Genomic DNA, 15,370 nt, shown 5'->3' on the forward strand with positions numbered 1-15,370 from the left:
TCAGCCCTGCGCCTCGACGGCCACTGGTTGCCACTGCTCCCAGTTGGCCAGCCGCGATTCGTAGTCGGCCTTGGCCAACTGCAGCGGCAGCTCGCCGAAGAAGGCGCGCAGCGGCGGCTCGGGGGCGTCGACGATCGTCAGCAGTGCGCGCGCCGACGCCTGGGGGTCACCCGGTCGGGCGGTCCGCGACGCCCGCACCTGTTCGGTCTTGGCGTGGGCGTCGGCGTACGCCGGCAGTGCGGTCGCGTGCTTGGCCGACGGGCCGGACCAGTCGGTGGAGAAACCGCCCGGCTCGATGAGGGTGACGTGCACGCCGAAGTCGGCGACCTCCTGCGCCAGCGCCTGGGAGAAGCCCTCCAGGGCCCACTTGGACGCGTGATAGGCCCCGAGGTTGGCGAACGCGACGATGCCGCCGATCGACGACACCTGGATGATGTGGCCGCTGCCCTGTTCGCGCTGGTAGGGCAGCGCGGCCTGGGTGACCCAGAGGGCCCCGAACACGTTGGTCTCGATCTGCTCGCGGGCCTCCTGTTCGGAGAGCTCCTCGATCATGCCGAACTGGCCGTAACCGGCGTTGTTGACGACGATGTCGAGGCGGCCGAAGTGGTCGTGGGCCTGGGCGACCGCGGCGAAGTCGGCGGCGCGGTCGGTGACGTCGAGCTTCAGGGGAAGCAGTGCGTCGCCGAATTTGGCGGTGAGGTCGTCGAGCGTCGACAGATCGCGCGCGGTCGCCGCGACCTTGTCGCCCCGCTCGAGGGCGGCGATCGTCCACTCCCTGCCGAAGCCGCGGGAGGCACCAGTGATGAACCAGACTTTTTCGCTCATGACGGACTCAATGCCCGCGGGGCCGCTCTTGATTCCCTGGCGCAGCTCCTGCACAGGGAACCGGCAGGCGATCGACTGATACGTTCGGCTTCGTGAACCGCGCGTCGCTGGAGAAGAATCCCCATGAAGTGGCGTCGATGTTCGACGGCGTCGCCCGCCGCTACGACCTGACCAACACGGTGCTCTCTCTGGGGCAGGACCGGTTCTGGCGACGCGCCACCCGCGAGGCCCTGCGGCTGACCCCCAAGGACAAGGTGCTGGATCTGGCCGCGGGGACCGCGGTGTCGACGGTGGAGCTCGCGACGTCGGGGGCGTGGTGTGTGGCGGCGGACTTCTCCGTCGGCATGCTCGGGGCCGGGGCAGCGCGTGCGGTGCCGAAGGTGGCCGGCGACGCGACGAAGCTGCCGTTCGCCGACGAGTCGTTCGATGCGGTGACGATCAGCTTCGGCCTGCGCAACGTCGTGGACCACTCGGCGGGTCTGCGCGAGATGGCCCGGGTGACGCGCCCCGGCGGGCGGCTGGTGGTCTGCGAGTTCTCGACGCCGACGAACGGGCTGTTCGCGACGGTGTACAAGGAGTATTTGATGCAGGCGCTGCCGCGGATGGCGACTGCCGTGTCGTCGAATCCCGACGCCTACGTCTACCTGGCCGAGTCCATCAGGGCGTGGCCCGACCAGGCGGAACTCGCGCAGCGCATCGAGGCGGCGGGCTGGTCGAATGTCCGCTGGCGCAACCTGACCGGTGGCATCGTCGCACTCCACGCGGCCACCAAACCCTGACCCCTTCCCGCACCTGGCACCGCGCCCCTTGCACCGGCACCTTGCACCGCGAGCGCGCGTGTCTGCACGCCGACGCGCCGCCGCGGCTGTCCTTTCGCGCGCGCTCGCGCCGCGCGAAAGCGACGTTCGGCCCATCTCCCCGCGCTAGCGTCACCTCATGCTGCTCGGTCGATTCGCCGATCCCGACGCCACCCTGGGCACGGACCCGCGGGCTGATCCCCGAATGGTGGCCGCATTCGCCCGATTCGGTCTCGATGGCCGGCTCCCACCCGTGGGGTTGGCGGTCGACGCACCCATCGCCGAGCGGTACGCCTTCGCGCTCGCCGGTGAGCAGGGGATGGGCGCCGTCTTCGAGGCCCTTGCCTCGAGCACCCCGGCCCCGCCCGGGGTGTCCACGACGACGTCGGTTGTCGCGGGCCCGGACGGCAACGGCGTCCCGGTCTTCATCAGCCGCCCGACCCACGCCTCCGGTCCCCTGCCGGCGATCGTTCACCTGCACGGTGGCGGGATGGCGATCGGCAGCGCCACCGACAGTTGTTACATCCGGCTCCGGGAACATCTCGCGGCGACGGGGCTTGTCGTCGTCGGCGTGGAATTCCGCAACTCCGGCGGCAAATTGGGTCCGCACCCGTTTCCGGCCGGCCTCAACGACTGCGCGGCCGTGGCGCGTTGGGTCAGCGCCCACCGCGACGAACTCGGCGTCAGCCACATCGTCGTGTCCGGCGAGTCCGGCGGCGGAAACCTGACCTTGACTCTGGCGCACAAGGCCACCCGCGAAGGCTGGATCGGGGAGCTTTCGGGGTTCTACGCCCAGTGTCCGTATATCTCCAACCGATGGCTCGAGGAGTGCGAGGATCTGCCCTCGCTGCGTGAGAACGACGGCTACTTCGTCAGCTGCGAGCAGCTCGCGTTGCTCGGATCGCTGTACGACCCGGACGGCACGCACGTCGACGATGCCACCTGCTGGGCCGCGGCTGCCACCGACGAGGAGTTGAAAGGCCTGCCACCGCACGTCATCTCGGTGAACGAACTCGATCCGCTCCGCGATGAGGGACTGCAGTACTACCGGCGGCTGCTGAGGGCGGGGGTGCCCGCTGTCGGCCGTGTCGTCGCCGGGACGTGCCACGGGGGAGACCTTCTGTTCGGCAGCGTGATGCCCGACGTTTTCAGCGCCAGCCTCAACGATGTCAGCGGTTTCGCGAAGTCCCTGTCGTCGACTAGGTCAGGGCTTTGATGAGGTCGCCCACGGTATGGGCCGATTCCAGCGGGTGCCGCAGCCGGCCCTCCGGATTGACGGTGTAACTGTTGCGCCGGCCGATCTTCGACTTGGTCAGGTATCCGTCCGCGATCAGGTCGGCCAGGATGGCCTGCACCGACCTCTCCGTGATACCGATCCGCAGGCTCAGCTCCCGGGCGGTCAGCGATTCGCCCTGCGCCAGACACAGCAACGCGTGAGCGTGGTTGGTCAGGAACGTCCAGCCTTTGGGTGGGCCGCCGGCGACGTCGTCACGGGGGGCCGCCTTCTGCGGCGATGCCTTTTTCGGGCGTGAGCCGGTGCGCGCCGACTTCTTCGGCGCTTCCCTCCGCTGTGCCGCAACCATAGCGGCACTGATCATACTTTGTGATTCACGTGTTTCACTTCGGTGTTGGGTCGGGCTCCGTCCGAGTCTCGTCAGCGGCGGCCACCGGACGCGTGGCGACGATGGTGGCCAGGATGGACACGGCCAGCGTCGCGACGATCACCGAAAGGGTGAGTGGTATCGGCAGCTTGCCGACCGGGGTCTCGGACAGGATCAGCTTGGCCCCGGCGAACGCGAGCAGGAACGCCAATCCGTAGTGCAGGTAGACGAAGCGGCGCAGTAGCCCCGACAGGCAGAAGTACAGGCTGCGCAACCCCAGCACGGCGAACGCGTTGGCGGTCCACACGAGGAAGGTGCTCGTCGTGATCGCCAGCACGGCGGCGACGGAGTCGATCGCGAAGATGAGGTCGCCGGCCTCGACCGCGACCAGGACGACGAACAGAAGCGTCGCTACGCGCTTGCCGTTCTTGCGGACGAACAGGCGATCGCCGTGGTACTCGGTGTCGGTGGGCACGACCTTCCGGACGAGGCGCACCAGGAGATTGCGTTCAGGGTCCATTTCCTCGTCGTGCTTGAAGGCCATCTTGTAGGCGGTGTAGACGAGGAAGGCGCCGAACACGTAGGCGGTCCAGAAGAATGCTTTCAGCATCTCGGCGCCGACGAAGATGAAGACGAGCCGCATCAGCAGTGCTCCGACGACCCCCCAGAACAGCACCTTGTGCTGATACCGGTCCGGGACCGCGAAATACGTGAAGATGAGCGCGAAGACGAACACATTGTCGACCGACAGCGCCTTCTCGATCAGGTAGCCCGCGTAGTAGGTACCCGCGACCTCACCGCCGTACCAGAGCCACACCAGAACGCCGAAACCGAGGCCGGCGCCGATCCAGATGGCCGACCAGACCGCGGCCTCCCGGAATTCGATGACGTGGTTGTCGCGGTGCAGGAACAGATCCACCGCGAGCATCAGTGCGATGGCCGCCATCAGGGCGACCCACCCCCACACCGGAACAACGACGGCATCCGCCATCACGAACCTTCCTTCCTGAATCGAACCGTCCGTTCGTGCAACAGCAGAACCCGCGGCGGTTATGGCGACAAAAATATCACGAGTATTGACTCACGTAAATCAATACACGTAACGTCCTTCGTATGTTGAAGGACGCGACGCTCCTGCCCACCGTCGTAATGGCGCCCGCCTTGATCGCCTGCACCTCGCTGCTGGCGAGGGGCCGAGCGGTCAGACTGCTGGCGACTCTGGGAGCTCTGACCGCCGGCGCCGGCTTCGTGGCGGCAGGCACGCTGATCACCCGAAACGTCGTCGGGGCCGACATGGCTGTCGCCGGCGACCGCATCGTCGGCCTCGCCGCGGACAACCTCTCGTTGGTGTTGCTCCTGCTGGTGTTCGGAGTCAGCGCCGTGGTCCAGGCCTTCGCGATCAAGTACCTGGCCGGCGACCCGCGCGCGGGCCGCTTCACATCCGCGGCTGGTCTGCTCACCGCGGCATCGGCGGCCTTGGTCACTGCAGACACGCTGATCACACTCGCGATCAGCTGGACGGCGGCAGGTGCGGCCCTCTGTCTGCTGCTGGGCATGTACTGGCACCTGCCCTCAGCCCGCGACGGGGTGCGGCGGACCGCGACGGCCTTCGTCATCGGGGATGCCGCGTTGTGGCTCGCCGTCGCAATGGTCGCCGCACGAACGGGCGACGTCGGGATCGACGCGCTCCGCGAGATCGACGGGGCCTACGGGGCGGTCGTCGCGGTCCTGGTGATCATCGCCGCGCTGTCGCGGTCGGCGCAGATCCCGTTTCACCGGTGGCTACCGGCGACGCTGTCTGCTCCGACGCCGGTTTCTGCGCTGCTGCATGCCGGAGTGGTCAACGCCGGCGGCATCCTGCTGATCCGCCTGAGTGCGCTGACCGCCGCCGATGCCGCGGCCGTCCTCATCATCCTGGCCGGTGTGGCCTCGATGGTCTACGGCGGGCTCGTCTCGCTGGTGAAGCCCGATGTCAAGGGAGCCCTGGCGTTCTCGACGATGGCCCAGATGGGGTTCATGATGTTCACCGTCGGCATGGGATTGTGGGCCGCGGCGGTGATCCACCTTGTCGCGCACGGTTTCTACAAGGCCACCCTGTTCCTGTCCTCCGGTTCGGCACTAGCCCACCGGTTGCGCGAGGCTGCAGTACCGACTCCTCCGCCGCCGACGGGTGGCCGACAGGCCGCGCTCCTGGCGACGTCGGTGGCGCTCCCGCTGGGTGCCCTCGCCGGCGCGGTAGCGATGGTTCCCGGCGCGGGTGATCACGCCTCAGGACTGGCCCTGCTGCTGTTCGCCTGGGCCACGGGGGCCGCCGCGACTCGCGGATGGCTGCGCCGGCAGTGGAGTGCCGCCGGAATCGGCACTGCGGCAATGGCGTTGATCCTCGCCGCGCTCGGCTACCTGGCTGTGATCACCGGCCTCACCGACTTCCTGGCGCCTGCGCTTCCGCCGGAAGAGCTGTCCGCCCGCGTGGTCGCCACCGTCACGCTGACCGCGCTGACCATGCTGGCCGGTTTCAGTGCGCTGCGGTGGTCGCCGGCTCAGGCCGGGCTGTACTCCAGGGCGCTCGCTGCCGGCCACCTGGATCCGAGAGAAAAAGGAGTTCGCCCATGACCACTTCACAGTCGGAAGACCTCGAAACGATGCGTGCGCAGGTACGCAGTGAGATCGGAGTGGCCGCAAAGGTTCTGCCCACGCACTATCCGCTGGAGACGTTCATTGCGGTGAACCCGCTGGCCGGGCTCGAAGCCATGCCGTTCGAGCAGGCCGTACGCCGCGCCGGCGATCTCTACGGGATCCGGGCCACCCTCTCCGAGGATTACTTCCGCACGCTGCACGGAGACGGACGGATCACCGACGCCGACATCGACCGGGCACTCATCCGGCGCTACCCGAACCTTGCGCAGGAACCGCCCGTCACGCTCGCCGACCGTGCCCTGAGCCCCGTCGAACTTCTCCGGGCCGATCTGCTGCACGGCACGAGACCCCCTGCGCCGCTGCGTCGCAGCGCGACCCGCGCCGAACAGTGCGCGCCCGAGTTGGCGGAGGTCGTCGACTCCCAGACCGCCAAATGGTGCGCCGCGTTCTTCGGTGCGGCGGCATGGCCGATGCCCGGGCGCGACAAGGGTTTCTACTCTGCGTGGCGGGAGCTGGGACATCGTGACCGCGGCCTGCCCGGCGCTGTCCGGGCCGTGCTGCGCGACGTGCCGGCGCGAGCCGAGGACGCGGTGCTGACGGCGCTCGACAGCATCGGGGTCGGGCCCGGCGAGCGGGTGGCCTATCTGCAGGCCCACCTGACGTGCCTGCCCGGATGGGCGGCGCATGTGCTCTGGTGCACGGGCCGCCATCCCGGTATCGACCTGACCCAGTACGTCGCGGTGCGACTGAGCTATGAAGCAGCCCTGCTCGCCGGGCGCGGCGGCAACCCGGAAACTTCGGCGCCCGCCCCAGCGGTTTCGTCTGCACGCGAACGGGTCTCGCACCTCATCGGCCACTGGGGCCTGACCGGGGTGCACGACGCACAGGCGGCCACGGCCGCGCGCATCCTCGCGGTGCTGCCGGTGTCGTCACGGGAAGCACTGTGGCAGAACGCGTTCGAAGGGCATTACCGCGACGGCCTGCTCGCAACCCTCGAAACCCATCCGGCGCGGCCGGAGCCGGCCCCCGACATCCAGGTCGTCACCTGCATCGACACCAGGTCGGAAGGCCTGCGCCGCCACCTCGAGAGCCGAGACGGGTACCAGACCTTCGGCTTCGCAGGGTTCTTCGCGGTCGCCATCCGCTACCGCGGGCTCGCCGAAGGGCGGCCCGCCGATCTCTGCCCGGTGCTGATGTCCCCGTCGCACCAGGTCTGCGAACTTCCCGACCTGGGAGCTGAACACCTGGCGCAGCGCCACGTTGCAGGGCTGAACAGACTGGCGGGCGCTGAGACGGCGTTCCATGCGGCGAAGGATTCGGGGGCGGCACCGTTCACTCTGGCCGAGGCCGCGGGCTGGTTGGCTGCTCCGCTGGCGGCCGCGAAAACCCTCGGCCCGGCTGCCAGTGGGACCTGGCGCCGCCGGCTCGCGAAGTGGGTTGCGCCGGCCGCGCCGACTCGATTGAGCATCGACGCCATACCGCTGCAGGACCGAATCCTGCTGGCGCAGGCCGCCCTCACCACGATGGGGCTGACCCGGGAGTTCGGTCGGCTCGTCGTGTTGTGCGCCCACGGCAGCACCACCGAGAACAACGCCTACCAGGCCGCCTTGGACTGCGGCGCCTGCGGTGGGCAGGCCGGGGGGCCGAACGCCCGCACCGCGACGTTGATCCTGAACCAGCCGGAGGTGCGTGACGCGCTGCGCGAGTGCGGCATCGACATCCCTGACCGCACGATCTTCGTCGCCGCTCAACACGACACCGCCACCGACCGCGTCGCCCTTCTCGATCCGCACCTGATTCCACGGAGCCACCACGGCGACCTCGACCGTCTGCGACGCGATTTGGACGCCGCGGGATCTGCACTGGCCGCCGAGCGCTGCGCGGCACTGCCCGGCGCCGGGAAACGCCGCAACCCGAGGCGGGCGGCGCGGCACGTCGCTACCCGCTCGATGGACTGGGCCCAGGTGTACCCGGAATGGGGACTGGCGGGCAACGCCGCGTTCATCGTCGCACCGCGGGCGGCGACACGGGGAATCGATCTGCAGCGCAGGACTTTCCTGCACTCCTATGACGCCGACATCGACACCGACGGGGCTGCGCTGGAAACCATCCTCACCGCACCGCTGGTGGTGGCGCAGTGGATCAACTGCCAGTACTACTTCTCCACCGTCGCCCCCGAGACCTTCGGCGCGGGAACCAAGACCCTGCACAACATCGTCGGCACGGTCGGCGTGCTCTCCGGCCAGGTCGGCGATCTGCGGCTGGGCCTGCCCTGGCAGTCGGTCGCCGACGGTGCTCGGCCGGTGCACGAACCCCAGCGACTGCTCGCGGTGATCCAGGCACCGCTGGACCGGATCGACACCATCGTGGCGCGAAACCCGATCTTGCAGAGGTTGTTTGGGAACGACTGGATCGCGGTCGCGGCGCGAGAGGACGCGGGCTCGCCGTGGCAGCGCTGGACACACGGGGGTTGGCGCCCCTGGGCGGAGGCCGACCGGCCCGAGCAGATTACCGAGAAGGAGATGATGCGATGACACCCGCTCAGACCGCACTGACCAGGATGACCAAGGTCGAAGTCGTCGTCCCCGGGGATGACGCCCCTGCGGTACGCGACCTGATCCGCAGTGTCGGGGCGACCGGCTACACCAGCCTTTCGGGCGTCTCCGGGCTGGGCCACCACGGCTATCACCAGGGCCGGCTCCTGTTCAATCAACAGGCCGCACTGGAACTCATCATCACCGTGGTGCCCGACGCCCGCGTCGAGGCCCTGCTCGCCGGCCTGCGGCCGCTCCTGGACGCGACATCGGGCGTGATGTTCGTGACCGAGACCTACGTCAGTCGGCCGGAGTACTTCAGCACGGCACCCACCGCAAGAGAGGAAGTTCAGTGATGACCGAACCGATGGCCGCCTGGCGGCGCCTGCATGCCGGCAACGAAACCTCGTCCGGCGCGCCGCGCGCCGAGGACACATCGTCCTCCGGCGCGGTGACCGCGGCGATATTCCGTTGCGCCGATTCGGGATTGGCGAGCGAAACCGTCTTCGGGTGCAGGGAGGGTCTGCTCGACGTGAGCACGTGGGGACACGTGATCGACACCGGGGTGCTGGCGACGCTGGAGTACGCGGTACAGACCCTGCAGGTGCCACTGATTGTGGTGCTCGGCCATCACGATTGCGCGGCCGTAGAGACCGCGCTGCGGGCTTGGGAGCGGGCCGATCTGCCCGACGGCGCCGCGCGGGCGGCCGTCGAACACGTGATGTGGTCGATCGTGCGCCGTCACGCGCCCGCCGATTCGGTGGACGCCGTCGCCGCGGCGCACGCTGTCGAGACGGGACTCGGGCTGGTGCAGCGCTCACCCGTGATCGCCCGGCAGGTGGATGCGCAGAAGTGCGGAATCGTCTGCGCCACAATCGACCCCGTGACCGGCCGGCTACAGACCCACGCCACGATCGGGCCCGTCGGCGAAAGGCAGGAGAACCTCGCCGAGTGCGTGTGACGCTGCTCAGTCCTGTCCCCACAGCCGCGACGATTCCTCGCCGACCGTCGGATCGTGGATCTGCTGGAAGTTGCGGCCACCGCGTCCGAAGGTGGCGATCACCGCGGCAGGACAACGTGACTCGGTGACGGGGGCGTCCTGCCACCGGCACGGACGCACGTGGACGAGGTCGACGTCCCGGCCGTCCTCGTCGACGAAGTATGGACCCGCGACGCGGCCCAGCCAGTAGAGCCCGTCCGCGTCGCGGGTCCACACGAAGGAGCCGTCGGGAACCTCGGCGAAGCGCTCCACGCGGCGCTCCAGCTGATCGCCATGGCCTTCCGCCCCGAACCCGCACACCCCGATCGACAGCGCGCGGTCGACGGCCGCCTGCGGGTCGATGTCGTCGCGGCGGGAGCGTATCGGCGCCCGGTACACCGATGTCACGGTCGCCGGTCCGCGAGCGCGCGCTGAAGTACGCGACCGACGGCGCGTCGGTGTGCAGACACGCGCGCTCGCGGTGCGGGCCGGGAACCGAACCGGCCGGAGCCAGGCGTCACGAGAACGGGCGGCGCTCGTCGACTCGGCGTGACAGCGTGCCCGCCCCGCGCCACACCCGGGCCACCACGTCCGCGTCCTCGTCGGTGACGAAGTTGCCCATGACGCGGACCGCGATCTTCATCAGCACCGAGGAGCGCATCGCCAGCGGACCGGTGGCAGGCAGAAACCGGGGAATGGTCAGCAGCAGCGCCAGCCGGCGGGCGATCGAGAAGCCCTGCGCGTAGTGCGCGTGCAGCAGGGCCGGCCACGCCTCGGTGTACGGACCTTCACCCAGCATGGACACCGCCAGCCGGCCCGTCTCCAGGCCGTAGTCGATGCCCTCACCGTTGAGCGGGTTCACACACGCCGCGGCGTCGCCGATCAGCATCCAGTTGGTTCCGGCCACCCCGGACACCGCCCCGCCCATCGGCAGCAGCGCCGACAGCCCGGCCCGCGGGGCGCCCTCGAACGCCCACTCGTCGCGGCGCAGGTCGGTGTAGTAGTTCATCAGCGGCCGCAGCGCCGCGTCGGCCGGTCGCTTCGCGGTGGCCAGAGCACCGACGCCGATGTTCACCTCGCCGTTGCCGAGCGGGAAGATCCAGCCGTACCCCGGCAACACCTCACCGTCGGGGGAGCGCAGCTCGAGGTGCGAGGTGATCCACGGCTCGTTGCTGCGCGGCGTAGCGATGTACCCGCGGATCGCGACGCCGTACACCGTCTCCTTGTGCCATTCCCGTCCCAGCGCGCGCCCCAGCGTAGACCGGGCGCCGTCGGCGACGATCAGATCGGTACAACGCACCACGTCGCCCGAGTCGAGCACCACGCCCGTCACCCGGCCCGCCGAATCCTGTTCCACCGAAACGGCTTTCACGCCGAGCATCATCTTCGCGCCATCGTCGACCGCGACCGAACGGATGCGGTCGTCGAGCTCGGTGCGGGGCACGGCGCTACTGAACGGGGGGAACGACGGTCCGGGCCAGGCCACCTCGACATCCGAGCCGAACCCCGACATCCGCAGCCCGCGGTGCGCCACGCGGGTGTCCAGCCAGGGCCCGAGGCCGAGGCGGCGAAGTTCGGCGACCGCGCGCGGTGTGAGCCCGTCGCCGCAGGCCTTGTCGCGGGGGAACTGCGCGGAATCGATCACCAGGACGTCCCGGCCGGCCCGTGCGGCCCACGCCGCCGCCGACGAACCCGCCGGTCCGGCCCCGACGACGACCACGTCAGCCGCTGTCGAACCCCCGGTCGCTGCGCTCCTGCCCGCCGCTGAGGTCATGACTCACAGTATGTTGGCTGTGTGAGGACACCGGCGAACGTGGTGGCGGGAGTGGACTTCGGCGATGCCCAGTTCGCCCAAGATGTCCGCGATGGGGTCGCCCGCATCGAGGCCCTGATGTCCGAAGAGCTGGGCAAGGCCGACGTCCTGATGGCCGAAGCCGTCCAGCACCTCTTCCAGGCAGGTGGCAAGCGGTTCCGTCCGCTGTTCACGGTGCTCTCGGCGCAGCTGGGGCCCGAACCCGACGCCTGGCAGGTCACCGTAGCCGGCGCCGTGATCGAGCTGGTCCACCTGGCGACGCTGTACCACGACGACGTGATGGACGAAGCGCAGGTCCGCCGCGGTGCGCCCAGCGCCAACGCCCGCTGGGGCAACAACATCGCGATCCTCGCCGGCGACTACCTCTTCGCCACCGCGTCACGGCTGGTCAGCAGGCTCGGCCCGGAGGCCGTCCGCATCATCGCCGACACGTTCGCGCTGCTGGTCACCGGCCAGATGCGCGAGACGCGCGGCGCGGCCGACCAGGTCGACTCCGTCGACCACTACCTCAAGGTCGTCTACGAGAAGACCGCCTGCCTGATCTCGGCGTCGGGCCGCTTCGGCGCGACGTTCTCCGGATCCGACGACGCGCAGATCGAGCGCCTCGCGAAGATCGGCGGCATCGTCGGCACGGCGTTCCAGATCTCCGACGACATCATCGACATCGACAGCGATCCCGAGGAGTCGGGCAAGGTGCCGGGCACCGACCTGCGCGAGGGCGTGCACACGCTGCCCGTGCTCTACGCGCTGCGCGAAACCGGGCCGGACGCCGATCGCCTGCGCGACCTGCTGTCAGGGCCGGTCACCGACGACGACGACCTCGCCGAGGCGTTGCGGCTGCTGCGCGCGTCGCAGGGCATCCAGAAGGCCAAGGAGACGGTGTTCGCCTACGCCCGGGAAGCCGAACAGGAACTCGCCGCGCTGCCCGAGGGGCCCGGCCGTCAGGCGCTCGCCAGCCTCGTCGACTACACCATCAACCGCCACGGCTGAGTCGCCGGAACCCGTACGGGTCTGTCCGTCGTTGTGAGTGCGATGACGTACGCAGAGTTCTGGAGGAGGGACCCCCGATGACTTGGCATCCGCACGCCAACAGGGCCAAGACGTTCCTGTTGCTGGTGCTGTTCTCAGGTCTGATCGTCGCCCTCGGCGCCATGTTCGGGCGCAACATCATGTTCTTGGCGGTGCTGTTCGCCCTCGGCATGAACGCCTACGTCTACTTCAACAGCGACAAGCTCGCCCTGCGCGCCATGCATGCCCAGCCGGTCAACGAGATGCAGGCGCCGGTCATGTACAAGATCGTGCGCGAGCTCGCCACGACGGCCCGTCAGCCCATGCCGCGGCTCTACATCAGCGACACCGCCGCCCCCAACGCGTTCGCCACCGGCCGCAATCCGCGCAACGCCGCCGTGTGCTGCACGACCGGCATCCTGCAGCTCCTCAACGAGCGGGAGCTGCGTGCGGTGCTGGGCCACGAGCTGTCCCACGTGTACAACCGCGACATCCTCATCTCGTGCGTCGCCGGTGCCATGGCCTCGGTCATCACCGCGCTCGCCAACCTCGCGTTCTTCGCGAGCATCTTCAGCGGCAACCGGGACGGCGGAACGAATCCGCTTGCGATCCTTCTCGTTTCGCTGCTCGGCCCGATCGCCGCGACGGTCATCCGGCTGGCGGTGTCGCGCTCACGGGAGTACCAGGCCGACCAGTCCGGTGCCGAGCTGACCGGTGACCCGCTGGCGCTGGCGAGCGCGCTGCGCAAGATCAGCTACGGGGTCGAGCGCGCCCCGCTGCCGCCCGAGCCGCAGCTGGCCGACCAGGCGCACCTGATGATCGCCAACCCGTTCCGGGCCGGCGAGAAGGTCGGCAAGATGTTCGCGACGCACCCGCCGATGGCCGACCGCATCGCCCGCCTGGAGGCCATGGCCGGCCGCGGCCCGGGCCAGTACTGACACCGCCGTCAGACTTTCCGCCGGGCACTGCGCCCGCCGCGGGGCCCGTTTAGGGTGTGGTCCGTGTTGAGCAGAATCGCCCTCGCGCTGACCGGTGCCGCCGCCGCCCTCGTCGCTCCCGGCACCGCGGCCGCGCAGCCGAACGTCAACGCGCAGCCGAACGTCAACGCGATGGCGCCGGCCAACCCGAAGGACTACTCGGCCAACGACGGCTCCTGGTACGTCTTCAGCGCCCTCGACGGCGTGACGTGCGTGCTCGACCGCGGTTCGGGCAGCTATGGCTGCAGCGGCCCGCTCCCCGCGGCGCCCAACGGCGCGAACCTGGTCACCGGGAACGTCGGCGGTGGCGTCGGGTTCGCGAGCTCCGCGCAGCCCATGTACGGCTACGTCGAGAACGCGCCGGCGCTGCCGCCCAACAGCCGGCTCAGCTTCAAGACCGTGAGCTGCGGCAACGACGGCTTCGCGACGTCCTGCGTGAACACGCTGAACCAGTCCGGCTTCGTCATCAGCCCGACCGGCACGTTCGCATTCTGAAACGATGCCGACCTATCGGGCGACATCTAGGCTGTGATGGTGCTGAGCCGATCTGCTCTCGCTGCCGTGTGCGTTGCCGCGGCCGGCGTCCTGAATGCCTCGGGCCTCGCCGCGGCGCAACCGCCTGCCCCGCCACCACCGCCCCCGCCGCCGAACGTCAACGCCTACGCGCCGGCCAACCCGAAGGACTTCGCGGTGCACCAGGGCACCGCGTACGCGTTCACGACAGCCGGACTGACCTGCATGGTGCAGCGCTCCGGACCGTACGGGTGCAGCGGCGTCCTTCCCGGAGCACCTGGGGGTGCGAACCTCGTCAGCGGCCGTTCCGGGGTCGTGCCTGGTTTCGGGGTGGCGCCCGGACCGATCCTCACCGAACCCGTCAACGCGCTGCCCCCGAACACGCGGGTCAGCTTCGGCACGGTCAGCTGCGGTGGTGACGGGATCGTGACGGCGTGCGTCGACAGCGTCAACCAGTCCGGGTTCGTCGTCAGCCCCGAGGCGACGTGGGTCGTCAACCAGGTCAACCCGCTGGTGGCCCGGCCCGAGGGCACCAACCCGTACTTCAACTAGCCGGGTCTCAGAAGCCCGCCCCGTGCACCTCATGGCCGGGCTTCTCGGCGACCAGACCGCGGTAGGCCTGCTCGACGCTGGAGCCGTGGTTCACCACGCCGTCCACCTCGCGGGCGATCGGCATCGAGATGCCGTACTTGTCGGCGAACTCCATGATCACGCTCGCGGCCTTCACGCCCTCGGCGACCTGGTTCATCGCCGCGATGATCTCTTCGACTGTCTTGCCCTGGCCGAGTTGCTCCCCGACGTGCCGGTTGCGGCTGCGCTGCGAGGTGCACGTGACGATCAGGTCACCCATGCCCGCCAGCCCTGCGAAGGTGTCGCGGTTACCGCCCATCGCCACACCGAGCTTGGACATCTCGTTGACTGCGCGGGCCATCACCATCGCGCGGGTGTTCTCCCCGATGCCGAGCGCGAAGCCCATGCCGACCGCGATCGCGTAGACGTTCTTCAACGCGCCGGCCATCTCCACACCGACCACGTCGTCGGTGGTGTACGTGCGGAACCGCTTGGTGCGGAACAGGCTTGCGAGGTTGGCGGCCAGGTATTGATCGGGCATGGCCAGCACGGCCGCGGCGGCGTACCCGTCGGCGACCTCGCGGGCGATGTTCGGCCCGGCCAGGATTCCGGCCGGGTGCCCGGGCAGGATCTCGTCGACGATCTGGCTCATCCGGAAGTTGGTGCCCTGCTCGAGGCCTTTCACCAGGGACACGACGGGCACCCAGGGCCGCAGCTGGGTAGCGAGTTCGGTGAGCACGCCGCGGAATCCGTGCGACGGCACGCCCATCACGATGACGTCGGCGCACTCGGCTGCCTCGGAGAAGTCGGTCGTGGCGCGCAGGCTGTGGGCCAACTCGACCTCGTCGCCGAGGTACTTCGTGTTGCGGTGGTTCTCGTTGATGTCCTTGGCGGTCTCTTCCGAACGCACCCACTGCAAGGTCGGCCCGCGCCGCGCGCAGATGGAGGCGACGGTCGTTCCCCACGATCCGCCACCGAGAACAACAACCTTGGGGTCGCGTTGCGCCGGTGCCATGCGGATCACCCTAGGGCGGGGACGCCGCTCAGAAGACCGAAATGACGTTGCTGAGCGCTGCGTTGCGTAACGCCACGGCGGAAAACCGGCCTGGGAATCGC

16 protein-coding genes are annotated in these 15,370 nt (G+C 69.3%); 10 read left to right on the forward strand and 6 right to left on the reverse strand.

Going from position 1 to position 15,370, the window contains the following annotated elements:
* Entirely contained in the window at window positions 1-825 is an 825-nt protein-coding gene (locus tag FHR72_RS05040; RefSeq protein ID WP_183466839.1) for an SDR family oxidoreductase, read from the reverse strand.
* A 92-nt stretch (window positions 826-917) separates the two neighbouring features.
* Here FHR72_RS05040 and FHR72_RS05045 point away from each other — a divergent pair, with 92 nt between their 5' ends.
* Window positions 918-1,604 (forward strand): demethylmenaquinone methyltransferase, encoded by a 687-nt coding sequence (locus tag FHR72_RS05045; RefSeq protein ID WP_183466840.1) that lies wholly within the window; start codon window positions 918-920, stop codon window positions 1,602-1,604.
* 157 nt (window positions 1,605-1,761) lie between these two features.
* Entirely contained in the window at window positions 1,762-2,838 is a 1,077-nt protein-coding gene (locus tag FHR72_RS05050) for an alpha/beta hydrolase (protein WP_183466841.1), read from the forward strand.
* On the opposite strand, the gene FHR72_RS05055 is transcribed toward FHR72_RS05050, so the two are convergent.
* Window positions 2,822-3,205 (reverse strand): helix-turn-helix transcriptional regulator, encoded by a 384-nt coding sequence (locus tag FHR72_RS05055; protein ID WP_183466842.1) that lies wholly within the window; start codon window positions 3,203-3,205, stop codon window positions 2,822-2,824. The genes FHR72_RS05050 and FHR72_RS05055 overlap by 17 nt on opposite strands.
* A gap of 34 nt (window positions 3,206-3,239) precedes the next feature.
* Window positions 3,240-4,214 (reverse strand): TerC family protein, encoded by a 975-nt coding sequence (locus FHR72_RS05060; protein WP_183466843.1) that lies wholly within the window; start codon window positions 4,212-4,214, stop codon window positions 3,240-3,242.
* Window positions 4,215-4,336: 122 nt separating this feature from the next.
* Here FHR72_RS05060 and FHR72_RS05065 point away from each other — a divergent pair, with 122 nt between their 5' ends.
* Genes FHR72_RS05065 through FHR72_RS05080 form a run of 4 tightly spaced genes read left to right on the forward strand, consistent with a single transcriptional unit; the run spans window position 4,337 to window position 9,355 of the window.
* Entirely contained in the window at window positions 4,337-5,836 is a 1,500-nt protein-coding gene (locus FHR72_RS05065) for a proton-conducting transporter transmembrane domain-containing protein (RefSeq protein ID WP_183466844.1), read from the forward strand.
* Window positions 5,833-8,394 (forward strand): DUF2309 domain-containing protein, encoded by a 2,562-nt coding sequence (locus FHR72_RS05070; RefSeq protein WP_183466845.1) that lies wholly within the window; start codon window positions 5,833-5,835, stop codon window positions 8,392-8,394. The genes FHR72_RS05065 and FHR72_RS05070 overlap by 4 nt, the downstream gene beginning before the upstream one ends.
* Window positions 8,391-8,750: a P-II family nitrogen regulator gene (locus FHR72_RS05075; protein ID WP_183466846.1), complete on the forward strand. Its 360-nt coding sequence runs from the start codon at window positions 8,391-8,393 to the stop codon at window positions 8,748-8,750. The genes FHR72_RS05070 and FHR72_RS05075 overlap by 4 nt, the downstream gene beginning before the upstream one ends.
* Entirely contained in the window at window positions 8,750-9,355 is a 606-nt protein-coding gene (locus FHR72_RS05080) for a carbonic anhydrase (RefSeq protein ID WP_183466847.1), read from the forward strand. Before FHR72_RS05075 ends, FHR72_RS05080 begins: the two co-directional genes overlap by 1 nt.
* 6 nt (window positions 9,356-9,361) lie before the next feature.
* Here the strand turns inward: FHR72_RS05080 and FHR72_RS05085 are convergent, their stop codons facing one another.
* Together FHR72_RS05085 and menJ are read right to left on the reverse strand one after the other, a co-directional pair.
* Window positions 9,362-9,781: a GAF domain-containing protein gene (locus FHR72_RS05085; RefSeq protein WP_183466848.1), complete on the reverse strand. Its 420-nt coding sequence runs from the start codon at window positions 9,779-9,781 to the stop codon at window positions 9,362-9,364.
* 109 nt (window positions 9,782-9,890) lie between these two features.
* A complete protein-coding gene (gene menJ / locus FHR72_RS05090) occupies window positions 9,891-11,147 on the reverse strand; it encodes a menaquinone reductase MenJ (protein WP_183466849.1) in 1,257 nt (418 codons plus the stop codon).
* A gap of 21 nt (window positions 11,148-11,168) precedes the next feature.
* Here menJ and grcC1 point away from each other — a divergent pair, with 21 nt between their 5' ends.
* The 4 genes from grcC1 to FHR72_RS05110 all read left to right on the forward strand — a co-directional run bounded on the left by grcC1 (window position 11,169) and on the right by FHR72_RS05110 (window position 14,236).
* On the forward strand, window positions 11,169-12,176 hold the full coding sequence (grcC1, locus tag FHR72_RS05095; RefSeq protein ID WP_183466850.1) for a nonaprenyl/(2E,6E)-farnesyl/geranylgeranyl diphosphat synthase: 1,008 nt from the start codon (window positions 11,169-11,171) through the stop codon (window positions 12,174-12,176).
* Window positions 12,177-12,253: 77 nt separating this feature from the next.
* The gene (gene htpX, locus FHR72_RS05100; protein ID WP_183466851.1) at window positions 12,254-13,132 is read left to right on the forward strand and encodes a zinc metalloprotease HtpX; all 879 of its coding nucleotides are present in this window, start codon (window positions 12,254-12,256) and stop codon (window positions 13,130-13,132) included.
* A 63-nt stretch (window positions 13,133-13,195) separates the two neighbouring features.
* On the forward strand, window positions 13,196-13,666 hold the full coding sequence (locus FHR72_RS05105) for a hypothetical protein (protein WP_183466852.1): 471 nt from the start codon (window positions 13,196-13,198) through the stop codon (window positions 13,664-13,666).
* 36 nt (window positions 13,667-13,702) lie between these two features.
* Window positions 13,703-14,236, forward strand: coding sequence for a hypothetical protein (locus FHR72_RS05110; protein ID WP_183466853.1), 534 nt, complete (start codon window positions 13,703-13,705; stop codon window positions 14,234-14,236).
* Between the two features lie 7 nt (window positions 14,237-14,243).
* Here the strand turns inward: FHR72_RS05110 and FHR72_RS05115 are convergent, their stop codons facing one another.
* Entirely contained in the window at window positions 14,244-15,269 is a 1,026-nt protein-coding gene (locus tag FHR72_RS05115) for an NAD(P)H-dependent glycerol-3-phosphate dehydrogenase (protein ID WP_183466854.1), read from the reverse strand.
* Window positions 15,270-15,370 lie beyond the last annotated feature (101 nt).

This window comes from Mycolicibacterium iranicum (assembly GCF_014190915.1).
Classification (GTDB): Bacteria; Actinomycetota; Actinomycetes; order Mycobacteriales; family Mycobacteriaceae; genus Mycobacterium; species Mycobacterium iranicum_B.